The 16044-nt window shown below is 62.0% G+C and carries 14 protein-coding genes and 1 riboswitch; of the genes, 2 read left to right on the plus strand and 12 right to left on the minus strand.

The annotated features are described in order from the left end of the window. Positions 1-4: 4 nt before the first annotated feature. From ACXPUX_RS08615 to ACXPUX_RS08665, 11 genes are all read right to left on the minus strand, one after another. Positions 5-1345: a cobyrinate a,c-diamide synthase gene (locus ACXPUX_RS08615; protein ID WP_458827933.1), complete on the minus strand. Its 1341-nt coding sequence runs from the start codon at positions 1343-1345 to the stop codon at positions 5-7. Continuing rightward, positions 1342-2538: a precorrin-6y C5,15-methyltransferase (decarboxylating) subunit CbiE gene (gene cbiE, locus ACXPUX_RS08620; RefSeq protein WP_458827934.1), complete on the minus strand. Its 1197-nt coding sequence runs from the start codon at positions 2536-2538 to the stop codon at positions 1342-1344. Before cbiE ends, ACXPUX_RS08615 begins: the two co-directional genes overlap by 4 nt. Next, entirely contained in the window at positions 2535-3272 is a 738-nt protein-coding gene (gene cobK, locus ACXPUX_RS08625; protein WP_458827935.1) for a precorrin-6A reductase, read from the minus strand. The genes cbiE and cobK overlap by 4 nt, the downstream gene beginning before the upstream one ends. Beyond that, entirely contained in the window at positions 3269-4036 is a 768-nt protein-coding gene (gene cobJ / locus ACXPUX_RS08630) for a precorrin-3B C(17)-methyltransferase (RefSeq protein WP_458827936.1), read from the minus strand. The genes cobK and cobJ overlap by 4 nt, the downstream gene beginning before the upstream one ends. Continuing rightward, positions 4029-5027 carry a cobalt-precorrin 5A hydrolase gene (locus tag ACXPUX_RS08635; RefSeq protein ID WP_458827937.1) on the minus strand — a complete coding sequence of 333 codons (999 nt, stop codon included), beginning with the start codon at positions 5025-5027 and terminating at the stop codon, positions 4029-4031. The genes cobJ and ACXPUX_RS08635 overlap by 8 nt, the downstream gene beginning before the upstream one ends. Beyond that, complete coding sequence (gene cobM, locus ACXPUX_RS08640) at positions 5024-5782, minus strand: precorrin-4 C(11)-methyltransferase (RefSeq protein ID WP_458827938.1); 759 nt, start codon at positions 5780-5782, stop codon at positions 5024-5026. Before cobM ends, ACXPUX_RS08635 begins: the two co-directional genes overlap by 4 nt. Before the next feature lie 5 nt (positions 5783-5787). After that, complete coding sequence (cbiD, locus tag ACXPUX_RS08645) at positions 5788-7698, minus strand: cobalt-precorrin-5B (C(1))-methyltransferase CbiD (protein WP_458827939.1); 1911 nt, start codon at positions 7696-7698, stop codon at positions 5788-5790. Then, positions 7695-8711, minus strand: a complete 1017-nt coding sequence (locus ACXPUX_RS08650) for a FecCD family ABC transporter permease (protein ID WP_458827941.1) — start codon at positions 8709-8711, stop codon at positions 7695-7697. Before ACXPUX_RS08650 ends, cbiD begins: the two co-directional genes overlap by 4 nt. 10 nt (positions 8712-8721) lie before the next feature. Beyond that, positions 8722-9864 (minus strand): ABC transporter substrate-binding protein, encoded by a 1143-nt coding sequence (locus ACXPUX_RS08655; RefSeq protein ID WP_458827942.1) that lies wholly within the window; start codon positions 9862-9864, stop codon positions 8722-8724. A gap of 6 nt (positions 9865-9870) precedes the next feature. Beyond that, the gene (locus ACXPUX_RS08660) at positions 9871-10713 is read right to left on the minus strand and encodes an iron transporter (RefSeq protein ID WP_458827943.1); all 843 of its coding nucleotides are present in this window, start codon (positions 10711-10713) and stop codon (positions 9871-9873) included. Positions 10714-10857: 144 nt separating this feature from the next. Then, positions 10858-12093 carry a sirohydrochlorin cobaltochelatase gene (locus ACXPUX_RS08665; protein WP_458827944.1) on the minus strand — a complete coding sequence of 412 codons (1236 nt, stop codon included), beginning with the start codon at positions 12091-12093 and terminating at the stop codon, positions 10858-10860. Between the two features lie 169 nt (positions 12094-12262). Next, positions 12263-12485, minus strand: a riboswitch (cobalamin riboswitch). Positions 12486-12603: 118 nt separating this feature from the next. On the opposite strand from ACXPUX_RS08665, the gene ACXPUX_RS08670 reads away from it, so the two are divergent. Next, a complete protein-coding gene (locus ACXPUX_RS08670; RefSeq protein ID WP_458827945.1) occupies positions 12604-13323 on the plus strand; it encodes an ABC transporter ATP-binding protein in 720 nt (239 codons plus the stop codon). Beyond that, the gene (locus ACXPUX_RS08675; protein ID WP_458827946.1) at positions 13320-14912 is read left to right on the plus strand and encodes a hypothetical protein; all 1593 of its coding nucleotides are present in this window, start codon (positions 13320-13322) and stop codon (positions 14910-14912) included. The genes ACXPUX_RS08670 and ACXPUX_RS08675 overlap by 4 nt, the downstream gene beginning before the upstream one ends. Before the next feature lie 186 nt (positions 14913-15098). Here the strand turns inward: ACXPUX_RS08675 and ACXPUX_RS08680 are convergent, their stop codons facing one another. Next, a complete protein-coding gene (locus ACXPUX_RS08680) occupies positions 15099-15866 on the minus strand; it encodes a copper homeostasis protein CutC (RefSeq protein WP_458827947.1) in 768 nt (255 codons plus the stop codon). Positions 15867-16044 lie beyond the last annotated feature (178 nt).

Consider the following 16044-nt stretch of genomic DNA (forward strand, 5'->3'; position numbering starts at 1 on the left):
TTCGTCATCCTTTGTGTTTTAAAAAGTGCTGCGCTGCTTGTACAAAGCGGCGGGGCAGGACAGTGCCCGCCCAGTAAAGATGCGGGAAACCGGCGTACAAATGCGCGTTGGCAAAGCCGCATTCCCACTGCATTTTTTCGGCTTTGCGCACAGAAAAGTCTGTGCCATTCTCGGAGGAATCCCAGTGGTGGAATTCGTGGATAGGCAACGCTTCTCCGGTGCGGAAAAGCATACTGTCGGCCTTTGCCGTCATGGCGGCATAGCCAAAGCGCACCAGCCGCCCGGCATTGTGCCCACTGCCCGGCAGCGCACCCGCCATGGGGTAAACCTTGCCGTCCGTGCCCTCCAGCGCCTGCCCTAGGTACAGAAAGCCGCCGCACTCGGCAGCGGTGGGCAGACCCTCTTGCACAGCGTCCCGGATGGCAGCACGCAGGGCGCAGCTCTCGCTCAGCTGCCGGGCGTACAGCTCCGGGTAGCCCCCGGGCAGGTACAGCCCGCCGATATTTTCCGGCAGGGCTGCGTCCCGCAGCGGACTGAAAAATACAAGTTCCGCACCCGCGTCCCGCAAGGCGTCCAGCGTTTCGGCGTAGGCAAAGCAGAAGACTTCATCCTGCGCCACGGCAATGCGGACGGCGGGTGCGCACGGTGCGGCAAGCTGCGGCGCAGCCGGGGTAGGGCGGTCGGTCAGTGCCGCCAGCTGTGCCCAGTCCAGTACAAGGGCATCGGCCAGTTGACCCAGCTTTTGCTGTAAGTCCGCAACCTCCCCGGCGGTTTTCAGCCCGAGGTGACGGCTCTCAATGGTACATCCCGGCAGATGGGGCAGATACCCCACCACCGGCAGCCCGGTCTCGGCTTCCAGCATTGGACGCAGCGTTTTGTATAAATCTTCGGAGCAAGCATTGAGCAGAATGCCCACGATATGGCTGGGCGTGCGGAACTGCAAAAGCCCCCGCAGCTCGGCGGCAAGGGTGATGCTTGCCCCTTTGGGCTGCACCACCAGCAGCACCGGCAGAGCAAGCGTGTCGGCCAGTTCCCATGCACTTGCGCGTGTGGTCAGCCCCTGCCCATCGTAATAACCCATGGCACCCTCACATACGGCAGCGCCATGCCCGGCGGCATAGCGGGCGTAAAGTGTGCGCACCGTATCCGGGGCAGAGAGGTAGAGGTCTAAGTTGTGGCTTTCTACCCCTAGCGCGCTGCGGTGGAACATGGGGTCGATGTAGTCCGGCCCGCATTTGAAGGCGCAGGGGTCAGCCCCGCGCCGCTGCAATGCGGTAAGCACTGCACAGGTAACGGTGGTCTTGCCGCTGCCGGAGCGCGGCGCGGCGATGAGAAACTGCATCATGTCCGTGCCCCCGTAATGAGAAACACCGGGTTGTTGGCCATCAGCAAATGCAGACTGCCCGCCGCTTTTGTGCGGTTGACGGCGATCTGTGTCACCTCGGCGGCAAGACCGTGAGCGGTCAGGGCAGCTACGGCGGCACTGAGCGTTTCCAGCGCAATGGCGGCGATGCACAGCCGCGCGTCTGGATTTTTGTGCAGCACAACGTCTATAACGGCGTCCATATTGCCCTTTGTACCGCCGATGAATACAGCATCCGGGGCGGGCAGCGCGTCCAATGCTTCGGGTGCTTTGCCCTCGACCAGGGTCAAGTTGTATGCAGCAAATTTCTCCCGGTTTTGCTGGATCAGTGCACAGGCTTCCGGGTCACACTCCACGGCATATACCTGCCCGGCAGGTGCAGCAAGCGCCAGCTCCACGCTCACGCTGCCGGTGCCTGCACCCACGTCCCACAGGGTATCCGTGGGGGTGACAGCCAGCTTTGCCAGTGCGGCGGCGCGCACCTCCTGTTTTGTCATAGGCACAGCGCCCCGGATAAAAGCATCGTCCGGCAAACCGGGGGTGCGGCGGGGCGGCAAGGCCTCCCGTTCGATGAGCAATACGCTCAGCGGTGCAAAGGTTTGCTCTGCCAGTTCCCGGGCAAGGCCAAAGCGGATGGCTTCTGCCGGGGTGTCAAGGTTTTCGCCCACAAGGGCGTGAGCAGCGCCCAGCCCGGCGGCGGTCAGTTTGGCGCAAAGGGTGGCAGGGGTGTCCCCGCCGCCGGTGAGGAAAAACACCTGTGGATGCGCCAAAACCTCAGCCACCGGGTCGCAGGCGCGGCCATGCGCCGACACCAGTTTCCAGTCCTGCCAAGGGCGTCCCACAGCGGCGGCTAAAAGCTGCACACTGGAAAGCCCGGGCAGCACCCGGACAGAGTATCCCATAGCCCGCAGCAGGGGTAACAGCTTTGCCGCACCGGAGTAAAACCCGGTGTCGCCGCTGTACAAAACAGCAGTGTCTGTATCCGGCTGTGCGGCAAGACACGCAAGGATTTCCTCGGATTTATACACGGCTTTGCAGTTATCAGTGCACCCCACCGGTAAATGCTCCAGCAGGCGCTTTGCCCCAAGGATGAGCCCTGCGCCTTGCAGCGCAGCAAGCCCCTGTGTGGTCAGGTTTTCCGGGCAGCCGGAGCCCATTCCGATCAGAGAGATCATACCAGAACCTCCTTGCAGCGTGCCAGAATTTGTGCGGCAGTTTGTCCGTTTTCAGCCGGGCGGCGCACCACGATCAGCTGTGCACCGGTGTCCTGCGCGGCCTGTGCCTTTTCGGCAAAGCCGCCCACAGCGCCGCCGTCCTTTGTAACCAGATACCGAATGGAAAATTGCTTCATCAGGGCGCAGTTCAGCGCATAGCTGAATGGCCCCTGCATAGCAATGATGTTCTTGTGCGGGATACTGGCAGCTTCGCAGGCGGCAATGCCCTCCCGCGTGGGCAGCACCCGGGGGAACAGCCGCTCCGGGTTGAGCGCCGCAAAGGCGGCAAGTTCTTTTGCGCCGGTAGCCAGCAGCACATTGCCGCTGCACTCGGCCAGAAACGCAGCGGCGTGGGCGGCGGTGGCAAACACCATGCTCCCGGCAGGCAGCGGGCTTTCTGCCCGCAGTAGTCGGTGGTATTCCACTCTGGCTGCTGCACACGCTGCCCGGATGTTTTTGGTGGCGTCCACCGCGTAGGGGTGGGTGGCGTCCACGCACAAGGCAGCGCCCTGCAAAAGGGCGGTCATTTCTTCGGTGGTCAGCCGCCCGCAGTGCACGGAGATGCCCTCCGCTTCGCCCTGCTCCTCCGCACCCAGCGGGGTGGCTACGCTGACCAGCACCTCTGCGCCCAGCGCCGCCAGCTGCCGGGAGAACACCCGTCCCTCGGTTGTGCCGCTGAAAACCACTGCCTTCATCTGCGGTACCCCCGCGGGGTGACCATTCTGCCGCCCAGCTGCTTTGTAGCGGCGTTGCCGATGTACACGGTGGTAAACATATCTACCGCAGTGCGTTCCAGCTGCGCAAGGGTCAGGACGCGGGCGGTCTGCCCCTCCCGGCCGATGTTGCGCACGATGCCGCAGACGGTATCGGCGCTTTTGCCGTTTTCCAGCAGAATGTGCACCGCTTTTGCCAGATAGTCCGGCCTGCCCTTAGAGGATGGGTTGTACAGTGCAACGCAGAAATCCCCCATAGCGGCGCAGGCCAACCGCTTCTCGATGACCTCCCACGGGGTCAGCCGGTCGGAAAGGGAAATGACGCAGAAATCGTGCGCCAGCGGCGCGCCCAGTACCGCCCCGCCGCTGAGGGCAGCGGTCAGTCCGGGCACGACTTCCACGGCAACGTCCGGGTAATCCGTGGCAAGCTCCAGCAGGGGACTTGCCATGCCGTACACCCCGGCATCGCCGGAGCAGACCAGCGCCACCCGCTTGCCGGTGCGTGCTTTTTCCAGCGCCCAGCGGCAGCGGTCAAGCTCCTGCGTCATGCCGGTGGCATAGTATTCCTCGCAGGGAAATTCATCGCGGATAAGGTCAAGATAGACCTTGTATCCACAAATCGCGTCAACGCTTTCCAGCGTGTTTGCAGCCTGCTGGGTCATATAAAAAGGCTCGCCGGGGCCAAGCCCCACGACATAGACTATCTTCTCGGGACGGTCGATGTCAATTTCCATCACGTCAATCATTCTGCCACCTCCAGTCCGGGGCAAAGGGCCTGCATGCCAGCGCAAAGGTCACGCCGTTGCAGGCAAATTTCGGGTAAAATAAGCTGCCGTCTGCGTCCAGTACCGCCGCCCGTTCGCAGACATTGTCCACTCCGGTCACGCTCTGTACAAAAGGGGAGGGAGTGAACTGCCCGGGCGCGCTGCGCAGCTGTGCGGCAGAGTAAAAACGCACCGGCCAGCCGTGCGCCTGACAAAAGGCCAGCAAGCCCGGTTCGTTCTTCTTCAGGTCGATGCTTGCGGCGGCGGTAACTGCCTGCACAGCAAGACCATGCCGGGCGCAGAAAGCGGCAAAAGCAGCTTCCAGCGTGTCGGCGCTTGTGCCCCGCTTGCAGCCGATGCCCAGCACCCCGATGCGCGGCACAAGATGCAGCGCCTGCCCGGTGGGGCAGAGGGTGAGTGCAAGGTCGGTCTTTTTCGGGACTTCTGCCGGGAATAACCCGGCGGGCGCAGTGCCTGTTACCGGGATATCAGTCCAGTAATATACCGGCTGTCCGGCCAGTAATTTGCCGCTGATCAGCTTGATGCGCTCCGGTTCCAGCACCATGCAGTTTTGGTGCTTTGCCCACTCGTCCACCGCAAAAATGCCGTGGGCATCGGTGGCGGTGGTGATCACCGGCACAGCACCGCATACAGCAGCAATGGCCCGCGCCAGATCGTTCGCGCCGCCCAGATGCCCGGACAAAATGGGCACGGCAAACCGCCCGCATTCATCCACCACCACCACAGCCGGGTCGGTGGTCTTGCTCTTGCAGTGGGGCGCGATAGCCCGCACTGCAATGCCCGCTGCGCCTACAAATATCAGTGCATCCGACTGCACAAACTGCGTGCTTGTCCATTCGGCAAGAGAAGCGCCATCCTGCCCGCACCGGGCAACGCTGCCGGGCAGGGCATCGGCAAGGCGTTTTGCCAGCGCAAGACCGGTATCCGTAAAGGCAAGGTAGGCGCGGGTCATACCGGCTCTCCTTTGCGGAACTCGGTGGTAAAGGCAGGGTCATACAGCTTGCTGCGCTCGTACTGCGTGCCGAGAAAATCTCCCACCACGATAAGCGCCGTCTTGGTAATGCCCGCTGCACGGGTGCTCTCAGCTAAAGAACCGACCGTGCACCGCACGATTTTCTCTTCCGGCCAGCTGGCCTTATACACCACGGCGGCGGGGGTGTCCGGTGTGTACGCACCCTGCAAAAGCGCTGCCTGCACCTTATCGATCAGTCCGATGGACAGGAAAATCACCATGGTCGCGCCGTGTGCGGCAAGGCTTGCCAGCTTTTCCCGCTCCGGCACGGGGGTGCGTCCCTCCATGCGGGTGATGATGACCGTCTGGCTGACCGTTGGCAGGGTGTACTCGGCGTTCAGCGCGGCGGCAGCGCCGCAAAAACTGGAAACACCGGGGGTATCATCGTAACAAATACCGTCTGCATCCAGCGCATCCATCTGTTCCCGGATCGCACCGTACAGGCAGGGGTCTCCGGTGTGCAGGCGCACGGTGGTTTTGCCGTCAGCTTCCATCCGGCGCATCACATCCAGCACCTGTTCCAGCGTCATCTCGGCGCTGTTATAGATAGCACAACCCGGCTTTGCCAGCCCCAGCAGCGCCGGGTTGACCAGACTGCCCGCATAAATAATGCAGTCTGCGGCCTGTAAAAATGCTGCACCGCGCTGGGTGATCAGATCCGGTGCGCCGGGCCCGGCGCCCACAAAATGTACCATGTGCATTACTCCTTCCATTCGTCTAACAGGCGGGCGGCAGTTTCGGTCTGTCCCAGCGGGCCGTGCTGGTTTGAAAACAGCACCGCGCCCACCCGGACCGCCCCGCCAGCGCGGCGGTCAAGATGCAGCTGGATGGCGGCAAGCAGGCTTTGCAGCACCGGCTCCCGCAGCCCGGCAGCATCCAGAATTTCCAGACAGGCATCCGTGGTAGCTGCATTGTACAGCGCGGTGCAAACCTCCCGGTCAGCACCGCACAGGGCGGCGTGGGTGCAGAACAGCTCCGTGCGGCAGTCTGCCGTGTGGGAGTGGGTGTTCATAATGCCGCCTGCCAGCTTGCACAGCTTGCCGATATGTCCCACCAGCAGCACCTGTTCAAAGTGTGCCGCTGCTGCCATATCCAGCGTATCTCCGATAAAGTTGGACGTCTTGACCACCGGGATATCAGCAAACTGCGGATACGCTTCGTGCAGATAATCCAGCCCGTAGTTGCCCGGGGCAAGGATGAGCCGGTGGTCTTTTGTCCGCAGCGCCGCCTGATTCATCTCCAGCTGGATGGTGTCCAGAATGGCTTGTTGGCTCATGGGCTCCACAATGCCGCTGGTGCCCAGCACCGACAGCCCGCCCTCTACCCCGATATGGGGGTTGAAGGTGCGCCGGGCTATCTCCTCGCCGCCGGGGATGGAGATGGTCACGGCAAAGCCGCCGGGGTAACAGGCGGCTTCCGCCTCCCGGCGCAGCGCCTCGGTGATCATCTGCCGGGGTACATGGTTGATGGCGGCTTGTCCGACCGGCTGATCCAGCCCGGGCTTTGTCACCCGGCCAACCCCTGCGCCGCCGGTAATACGCACCTCCGGCGTGCCGGGCAGCAACATCACCGTGGCAGTCACCGGCAGACCGGTGGTCACGTCCACGTCGTCGCCGCCGTCCTTTTCAATGGCGCATTCCGCGCCATCGGCAGCGGTGCGGCAGAACAGGGGAGCAACCTCCACCACGATTCCCTTGGGCGTTCGCAGGACGACCGTTTCCGGCGCTGTCCCGGTCAATAGCAGCCGTGCAGCCCCGGCAGCGGCCAGCGCCGCGCAGGTGCCGGTGGTGTAGCCGCAGCGCAGCAGCTTCTGCCCGCTGCGCACATAGTGTTCGAATTGAGGCTTTTCCGGCTTCGGTGGGTCAAAAACGGCGCTGTACTGTGCTTCCGTCAGGGCATAGAGCGCTTTGATATTTTCCCGGGCAAAGGCCTGCGCCGGGGGCATGGGGGCAGAGACGCCGTGCGGCGAAACGCAGACCACCGCGTCCGCGATCTTCTGTGCCATATCCAGCTCGTGCAGGGTGACGATGACCGCAAGCTGCTGCTCATGTGCCAGTTTTTGCAGGATGGTCAGCAGTTCGATCTTGCCCTTGATGTCCAAGAAGGATGTGGGCTCATCCAGCAAAAGCACCTGCGGCTGCTGACAGACCGCCCGCGCCAGTAGAATGCGCTGCCGCTGCCCGTCGCTGACGCAGTTGAAGTCGCGGTCGGCCAGATGCGCCGCGCCCACCAGCTCCAGCGCGCTCTGTACCTGTTTTTTGTCCTCGGCAGAAAGGATGCCCAGCCGCCCGGTGTAGGGAATGCGCCCTGCCGCCGCAAACTCAAAGCAGGTTGTCAGCTCGGTGCGGCGGGTGTGGGGCAGCATCAGCGCCAGTTTTTGCGCCCGTGCGTTGCCGGAGATGCGGGCAAGCTCCTGCCCGTCCAGCAGCACCGCGCCGCCTAAAGGGGCAAGCTGTCCGGCTAGCGTTTTGAGCAGGGTGGATTTGCCCGCGCCGTTCGGGCCGATGAGCGCCAGCACCTGCCCTTTTGCAGCGCCCAGCGCGATATCACGCGCAAGGGCAGCTTTGCCGTAGCCGATGGCAAGGGCATTGGTTTCAACGGAGTTTTTCATCGCGCATCCTCCCGGCTGCGGCGCAGCAGCAGCCCAATGACCACCGGTGCGCCGAATACAGCGGTGACTGCGCTGATGGAAAGCTCCATGGGCGCAAACAGGCTGCGGGCGATCAGATCACACAGCAGGCAGAACGCCGCCCCGCCCAAGCAGCACCCGGGCAGCACATACAGCGGGCGGGCGCTGCCCAACAGCTGCTTGACAAGGTGCGGCACCGCGATGCCCACAAAGGAGATGGGCCCCGCAAAGGCGGTAACGCAGGCGGCCAGCAGGCTGGAAAGCAGCACCAGCAGCCGGGAAAACCGCCGCACGTCCACGCCCACACTGCGGGCGTAGGCCTCGCCCATCTGGTAAGCGGCCATGGGCTTTGCAAGACAGAAAGCTGCCGCCAGCGCGGGCAGCACCACCAGCGCCGCCGTGCGCACGTTGCCCCATGTCATGCCGGAAAAGCTGCCCTGCGACCAGTTGTGCAGGTTGACGATGCTGCTGTCTTGCGCAAAGGCCACCACAAACTCGGTGATGGCAGAGCAGATGTAACCGATCATCACGCCGCATATTACAAGGATGCTCATGCGCTGCACCCGGCGGGCAGCGGCCAGCACAAAGGCCATAGCTGCCATAGCGCCCACAAAGGCTGCAAGGATCAGCACGGCAGAGCTGGTCAGCAGACCGTAGTTCAAAAACAGCACCATTACTAGCGCCACCGCCAGCTTTGCCCCGCTGGAAATGCCCATCACAAAGGGGCCGGCAATGGGGTTGGCAAAAAAGGTCTGCAACAAGTAGCCTGCCGCCGAAAGCGCAGCGCCCAGCAATGCGGCCATTACTGCGCGGGGCAGGCGCAGCTGGGTGATGATGCCTACGCTCAGCGCGTCCTGTCCGCGGCCGGTCAGGGCGGCAAGCACGGCCTGCGGGGTAAGTGCAACGCTGCCCCAGAACAGGCTCACAGCAAACAGCACCGCCAGCAGCAGGGCAAGGCAGCAGTAAGATAAAACAAGGCGTTTGCGGCTGGTCATAAGCGGCTCCTCAGGTGATCTTGGTCAAAAAATGCAGGGTGTCGGGGTCGGCAGTCTCTCCGGTAAAAACGGCATGGAGATCCAGCATAAAATCTGCCAGCGCCATGCTCTGCTGAAAAAAGTTGGGCGTCGTGCACCAAATGTCCCCGCTGCGTACCGCCTTGCACTCTGTCAGCAATGCGCAGCGGGCAAGCAGCTCTTCCTTGGTGGAGATAGTGCCCTCGATGGTGCCATTGTAAATGAGCACATCGGCATCCTTGACCCCGGCGTAAAGATCCTCCAGCGGGATATTCATCGTAGAAAGACTATTGCCGCTGTCGGCAAGGTCTGCAAAAACATATTCGCCCCCGGCCATGCCGATCATCTGCGCTACATAGTCTCCACTTTTGCGCACGGTGGCAAGGCCGCTGGAAGTAATGGAGAAAAACGCGCAGCGTTTGCCGGTGGAGGGCTGTTCCAGCAGCGGCGCAATGCGCTGCGCCTGCCGGGCGAATACCTCCTCGGCAAGGGCTTCTTTGCCCAGCAAAATGCCGTACAGCTTGATCCATTCCATCCGCGCCAGCGGGCTGCTCTCGTAGCTGGAGCGCTCCACCAGCACCGGAATGCCGAACCGTTCCAGCTGCTCCTTCACTTCCGGGGTGTGGTAGATCATGGTATTTTCCACCGCAAGGCCGCATTCTGCGGTCAGGATGCACTCATAGTCCGGGGCGCTGTACTTGCCCGCGTAGGCAATGCGCCCGGACTGCATGGCTTGTTTCGCCTCGTCCAGATACCAGCCCTCGGCGCGTGTGCCGGAAAGGGCAATGCTGTCCAGCGCGTCCAGATGAAGGAACAAGTCCATGGCAGAGGTGGACACCAGATAGATGTTCTGCACCGGCTGCTGCAAAACAGTCACGCCCTCTGGTACGGTGCGCAGAGTGGCGGCGCCCTCCGGCCGGACAAGAAACTTTGCCTGTGCGTCCGGGATGGTCAGCAGGGTAGAGCCGTCTGCATAGCAGTCGGCGGTGAACTGGGTGGCGTAGTCCAGCGGGTAGGCGTGGTCGAACACCAACTCGTCCGTATCGGCGGGTGCGGTGGGCGCGGCCGTGCAGCCTGCAAGCACCAGCGCGGCGGCAGGCAGAGCCTTTAAAAATAGAGCGCGGGTCAGCTTCATGGAAGGTTACTCCAAGGTAAAGGTCAGGGTATATTCAATCTCGTGGGGCTTGCTCATGGCAACAGTGTCGGCGGTAACAGCCAGCGGGGTGCCCAGTGCAGTCACAGGAATTTCAAAGGTAGAGTTGCCCTCGGTGTTAGTGGGCAGATACTTCTCGCCGTCCACGATCATGTAGTCGTAGTTGGGGCTGCTCCACACGATGGTAGCGGTCATCTTACCGTCTGTCACGGTCAGAGCAGCAGGGCTTTCCACGGTAGCGCGGCCGGAGCCACCCTCCAGCACCACGGCGGCGGTGTATGCACCATCTGCGGGGGTCTCGGCGGCCTGTTCCGTCTTAGGCTCGGCGTTGCGCACGCTGACGATATGGTCGTACCACTTGCCCTTGGTGCCCAGCAATGCCAGCTGGAAGTCAGTGTCCAGCGCTTCCACCGGGATGTCGTAGCCGTACACCTCCTCGGTGGTGCCGTCTGCGTAGGTAACAGTGTCCACGGTGGGGATGAGCCATGCAGTCTTGTTGGACTCGGCATCGGCGGCAAGGCCGGGGTAGAGGTTCACGATCTTTTTGGAAGCCAGACTGACGTGGAAGGTCATCACGCCGTTTTCCACGGTCAAAGTACCCTTGCCGTTGCAGGCCTCGCTGGTGTGGAACATACTGCTGTCGGTCTCAAAATCAGCGGTGTATACGCCATCCGGCAGGGCAGCCTCTGCCACAGCAGAGGAAACCGCTACGGAAGAAGCAACAGAGCTTGCCGCAGCGGAGGAGGCGGGAGCAGCCCCGCCGCAGCCTGCCAGAGAAGCAGCCAGCACCACACCGGCCAGAGAAAAGATGATAAACTGTTTGCAGCGCATAAAATAAATACCTCAGTATCCTGAATTTTTACCCAGCGTCTAAGCTGCCGGGGCAGGGGCACGTTCTCCTCGTGCGGGGAATGCACCCATAAAAGAAAGCCCTCTCCGTATGCTTGGCAGCGCCGGAGAGGGCTTCTGAATCCATTAGGCGTTCAGAAGATCCATAGCGGCCTTGGCATGTGCAATGTACAGCTGCTGGATATCCGCAATGCGGCCCAGACCGGAGATCTGGCAGTCCACATTTTCAAAGCAGCCTGCGGCGGTAAACTGGCTCAGCCAGCTGTCGGCGTCCTCACCAGCCATATCGTTGTTGGCGTGGTCGCCTGCCACCACCATCAGCGGGCGCAGGATGACCTTGGTGTAACCGGCAGCTTTCACAGCCTCGATGACGGCCTCGCAGGAGGTGTCCTCGGGCTCGCCCTCCACCGTGCCGATGAATACGTTGTCGTAGCCCAAGGTCTGCATGGTGGTCTGCATCTGGCTGTAACTCACCTTGGCGGTGTGGCTAGTGCCGTGACCCATAAAGACGAAAGCAGTCTTATCGGCAGCGGCAGCAGCGGCGCTGTCGTAACCGGCTTCCTTCACAGCGGCAGCGGTAACGGCCTTGGCAACAGCTTCCTTGTCTGCATTGATGACGGATGCGTCCGCGCCGACCTCGCCCAGCAGGGGCTCGGCCACAGCGATGCTCTCAAACTTATCGCGGTACTGGTCCAGCATCTCGTTCATCTCGTCGTACTCTGCACCGTGCATCAGATGGGTGGGCTGCACGATCAGGTTCTTCACGCCGTTTGCCACAGCACGATCCAGTGCCTGCTGCATATTGTCGATCTTCTCGCCATCGCGGGCCTGCACATGGTTGATGATGATCTGTGCGGTAAAGGCGCGGCGCACGCTCCAGTCGGGGTAAGCAGCCTGCAAAGCGTCCTCGATGCCCTTGATGTCAGCAGCGCGGCTGTCGTTGAAGGAGGTGCCGAAGGAGACCACCAGCAGCTCGTTCTCGCCGATCTCATCGGCGTTGCGGGCATCGTCCTTGGAAGCATCGCCGGTGTCGCGGCCAAAGTAGTCGGGGTCGGCGTTTTCGCCCTCCACCAGCTCCTTCTGGGCATCGGTCAAAGCGTCCCAAGCGGCCTTTGCGGCTTCGCACTGGGCGTCGGTGTCGCCGGTGCGCTGCTGCACATAGATGGCATCGATCAGGTCTGCCACGTTCTGTGCAGCCAGTTCGTCAGCGTCTGCGCCGGAAGCTTCGCTGCTGGCGGCAGAACTGGCAGCAACAGAGGAAGCCGTGCTGGAGACAGCCCCGCCGCAGCCGGTCAGTACACCGGCGCACAGAGCCAGAGCGGTCAGAGCGGCCGCCGTTTTGCGGATGTTGCGTTTTCTCATTTTGTTTTCCTTTCCTGATATGGGTAAAATACGGCGCCGAACAGAAGGGTACAGGAAAGAGAAGTTGCAAAAAACGGGGTCTTCTGCTTGCGAAATGGCAAAGCAAAAAGACCCCGTTTCTTACAGGCTTTTTGGTACAACCAATTCCTCGTGATCTGGGGCGGCAAAGCCCCGGTACCAACAGCGGGCAGGTTTCCTGACTGAAAGCTCAACGCCCGCTGCCGCCTTCCCAAGCCGGATGGCTCAGTGACCGGTGCAAAAGCACCCTGACAGTGGACTCCCTTATCACAGTGACGAGATCGTGCGGGATCTGCACCCGCTTCCCTTTTAACGTTCCTGCCGCCGCCCGGTGGGGCAAAGTGACGGAACGCACCTGCTGTTTTCTGTTCAGTTCGTCAAAAAGTATAGCACAGCCCCATACAAAACGCAAGAAAAAACGGAGAAATGCTTGACCTTCCCCCCGCCGGAGGGTGTATACTTGGCTCGAAACCGAAAGCAAGGAGGCAGCCCATGTTAAAAATAGAGCATCTGACCAAAACCTACGGCGGCAAGCCCGCCGTACAGGATCTTTGTCTGCACATCCGCCCGGGGGAACTGTGCGCCTTTATCGGCCACAACGGCGCGGGCAAGACCACTACCTTAAAATGCTGCTGCGGCATCCAGCAATTCGATGCCGGCGAAATTTATGTGGACGGCATTTCCGTGCGGGACGACCCGCTGGAATGTAAGCAGCGCTTAGCCTACCTGCCGGACGACCCGCAGCTTTACGATTATATGACCGGCATCCAGTACCTTGATTTTATTGCAGACATTTTTGACGTAAGCGCGGCACAGCGGACGCAGCGCATCCGGCAGTACGGCGATGCCTTTGGCTTGACGCAGGACTTGGCACAGTCCATCGGGGCGTACTCCCACGGCATGAAGCAGAAACTGGCCATCATTGCGGCGCTGCTGCACGAGCCGAAACTGATTTTAATGGACGAACCCTTTGTCGGGCTGGACCCGCTGGCCTCTCATCAACTCAAGACCCAGATGAAAGCCTTCTGTGCGCAGGGCGGGGCGATCTTCTTCTCCACCCATGTGCTGGAGGTGGCCGAAAAGCTCTGCGACCGGGTAGCCATTCTGCGCAAAGGTCAGCTGGTGCGCGAGGGTGCTATGGAGCAGGTGCGTGGCGATGACACGTTGGAAGAGATCTTTCTGGAGCTGGAGGATACGGAGGAAGCGCTATGATCCGTGCATTGCTCAAAAAACAGCTTTTGGAACTGGGTGCGGCCTTTGTGCGCAGCAGCAAAACTGGTAAGCGGCGCTCCCGGGTAGAAGCCCTTGGCTACGCACTGCTGTTTACGGTGCTGATGCTGCTGGTCATGCTCAGTTTTGGCTCAATGGCGCTGCCGCTGGCAGTGACGCTGGTGCCGCAGGGGCTGAACTGGCTCTATTTTGTGCTGATGGAGCTTTCGGCGCTGACGGTCAGTGTGCTGGCCAGCACCTTTACCAGCTACGGGCATTTGTTCCGCTGCAGGGATAACCAGCAGCTGCTGGCACTGCCCATCCCGCCGGGCGCTATTTTTGCGGTACGCTGCGGCGGGGTGTACCTGACCGGGCTTATTTATCTGCTGCTGGCGTGGGTGCCCTCGGTGGTCTGCTATGCGCTGGCGGCACCCCGCCCCGGCGGAGCCCTGCTGGCGGCGCTGCCGGTGGCGTTGGCACTGGCGGGGGTCTCCATGGTGCTGGCCGTTCTGCTGGGCTGGGCGGTGGCGCTGCTCAACCGCCGCGCCCGGCACAAAAGCCTTGTTACGGTGGTGGGTACGTTGCTCTTTCTGGTGGCCTACTATGCAGCGTTCCAATGGGTGGGCGACGCGGTGGATGCCCTTGCGCTGGACGCCGTACAGGCGGGCGCTGCGGCAAGCCGTGCCGCTGCACCGCTGCGTCTGCTGGGCTTGGCCGCAGTGGGCGATATTCCGGCACTGCTGCTCTTTCTGGCGCTGGCTGCGGCCTGTGTGCTGCTCTGCGGCAAGGTGCTGGCAAAGCCGTATCTGCGGCTGTTGACCCTTGAACCGGGCAGAGCCAAAGCGGTATACCGCGCAAAGGCGCAAAAAAAGCAGCCCCCGCACCGGGCATTGCTGCGGCGGGAACTGCTGCATCTGGGTGCTTGCCCCATGTGGCTGCTCAACTGCGCATTAAGCAGTCTGCTGCTGCCGGTGCTGGGCGTGGCAGCGCTGTGGAAGGCTGCTGCCCTGCGCGCCTTTACCGCTGCTTACCCGCCCGAGACCCTGCCCATGCTGGTGTGCGGGATGGTGTGCACCGCAGCCGCCATGAACTTTATCACAGCGCCCTCGGTGTCGCTGGAGGGCGGCACCCTCTGGCTGCTGCAAAGCCTGCCGGTTGCCCCGCAGCAGGTTCTGCGGGTAAAGGTGGAGCTGCAGTTGCTGCTCACGCTGCCGGGGGCGTGGCTGTGCGCCGGGTGCGCCATGGCAGCGCTGCGTATTCCGGCAGGGCAGGGGCTGCTTGTGCTGGCGGTGCTGGCAGCCTTTGTGTGGCTGACAGCGCAGTTCGGGCTTGTTTTGGGGCTGTGCCTGCCCAACCTCCACTGGGTCAGCGAGGCCGCCGTGGTCAAGCGGAGCGCCGCCAGTATGCTGGCCATGTTCGGCGGGTGGCTGCTGGCGGGCGGGGTGCTGTTTTTGCCCCTGAGCCTGCTGGACTATGCCGTGCCGCCGCTGGCCGCACAGGCTGTTTGTCTGGCGGTGCTGCTGGGGCTGGACCTGCTGCTGCACCGCTGGCTGTGCACCCGCGGCGCAGCCCGGTTTGCTGCCCTGCACTGAGGGGGAGAACTTTATTAGAGAAAAATCGGGCAGCCTGCGGGCTGCCCGATTTTGCATTTTCACAGGAGGGGGCGTAATGGAAAACGGCAGAATGCAGTGCCTGTTTCCTGCGGAAACAGCGGCACTGCGGGCAGACCAATCCTTTCTCAATTACACCGGGACAGGGTATAAAAAACTATTTGCCCGTTACAGCGCATCCAGTGCGGTGCGGGCGGCGCGGATGTTTGCTTCGCTGGTCTGCCAAATCTCAAACTCCGAAAAGCCGGGCAGACCCATGGGCACACCCTCCCGCCGGAAAGTCATGCGGCTGTCCAGCACCTGCTTGCCGGAAAGGTGAAACGCCCGGGCACCGGTCTGGGCAGCAAGGGCGGGGATGTTGGCGGCAGATACGCCTGCGCCCACCAATATTTCCACTTCCTGCCCGGCAGCTTCCACCAGCTGCCGCAGCAGGGCAGCACCCTGCGGGGCGCTTGCGGCCTGTCCGCTGGTCAGGATGGTGGCAAGCCCCATCTGCTTTGCGGCTTCTAGTGCGGCAAAGGGGTCGCAGCAGACATCAAAGGCGCGGTGCAGGGTGCAGTCCACGGTGCGGTGGGCTTTTTCTGCCGCCTGCCGGGCTGCGGCGTAGATGGGGCGCAGGGCATCTGTGTCCAGCGTGCCCGCCGGGGTCAGCACGCCGGTAACGATACCATCGGCACCGGCAGAGACCAGCTCGGCGGCGCACTCAGCCATCTGTGCCAGCTCGTAGCGGTCGTAGCAAAAATCACCAAAACGGGGACGCAGCAACGCCCGCACCGGCAGGCCGGTCTCGGCCTTGACCTGACGCAGCAGGGCAGGGGAAGGGGTGGTGCCGCCGATAATAAGGTCGGCGCACAGTTCCAGTCGGTCAGCGCCGCCGCGTTTTGCCGCCAGCGCGCTGGCGGTGCTGTCTACGCAAACTTCCAAGGTGTAGTGCATAAGCGGATACCTCCGTCAAAATAACGATGCGAAATGAAAACTTTAATTTGTCAACCGGGGAAATCCGCAGATCTTCCCGGCTGACTTTTTCACAGGGGGAGAGTGAAGGAAGAACGCTTTTGCGCGATGCTGTGTTCTAAAAAAGGCTGTTGCGCTATGATATGTGCAACAGCCTTTG

Source organism: Faecalibacterium sp. PGM34, assembly GCF_054456555.1.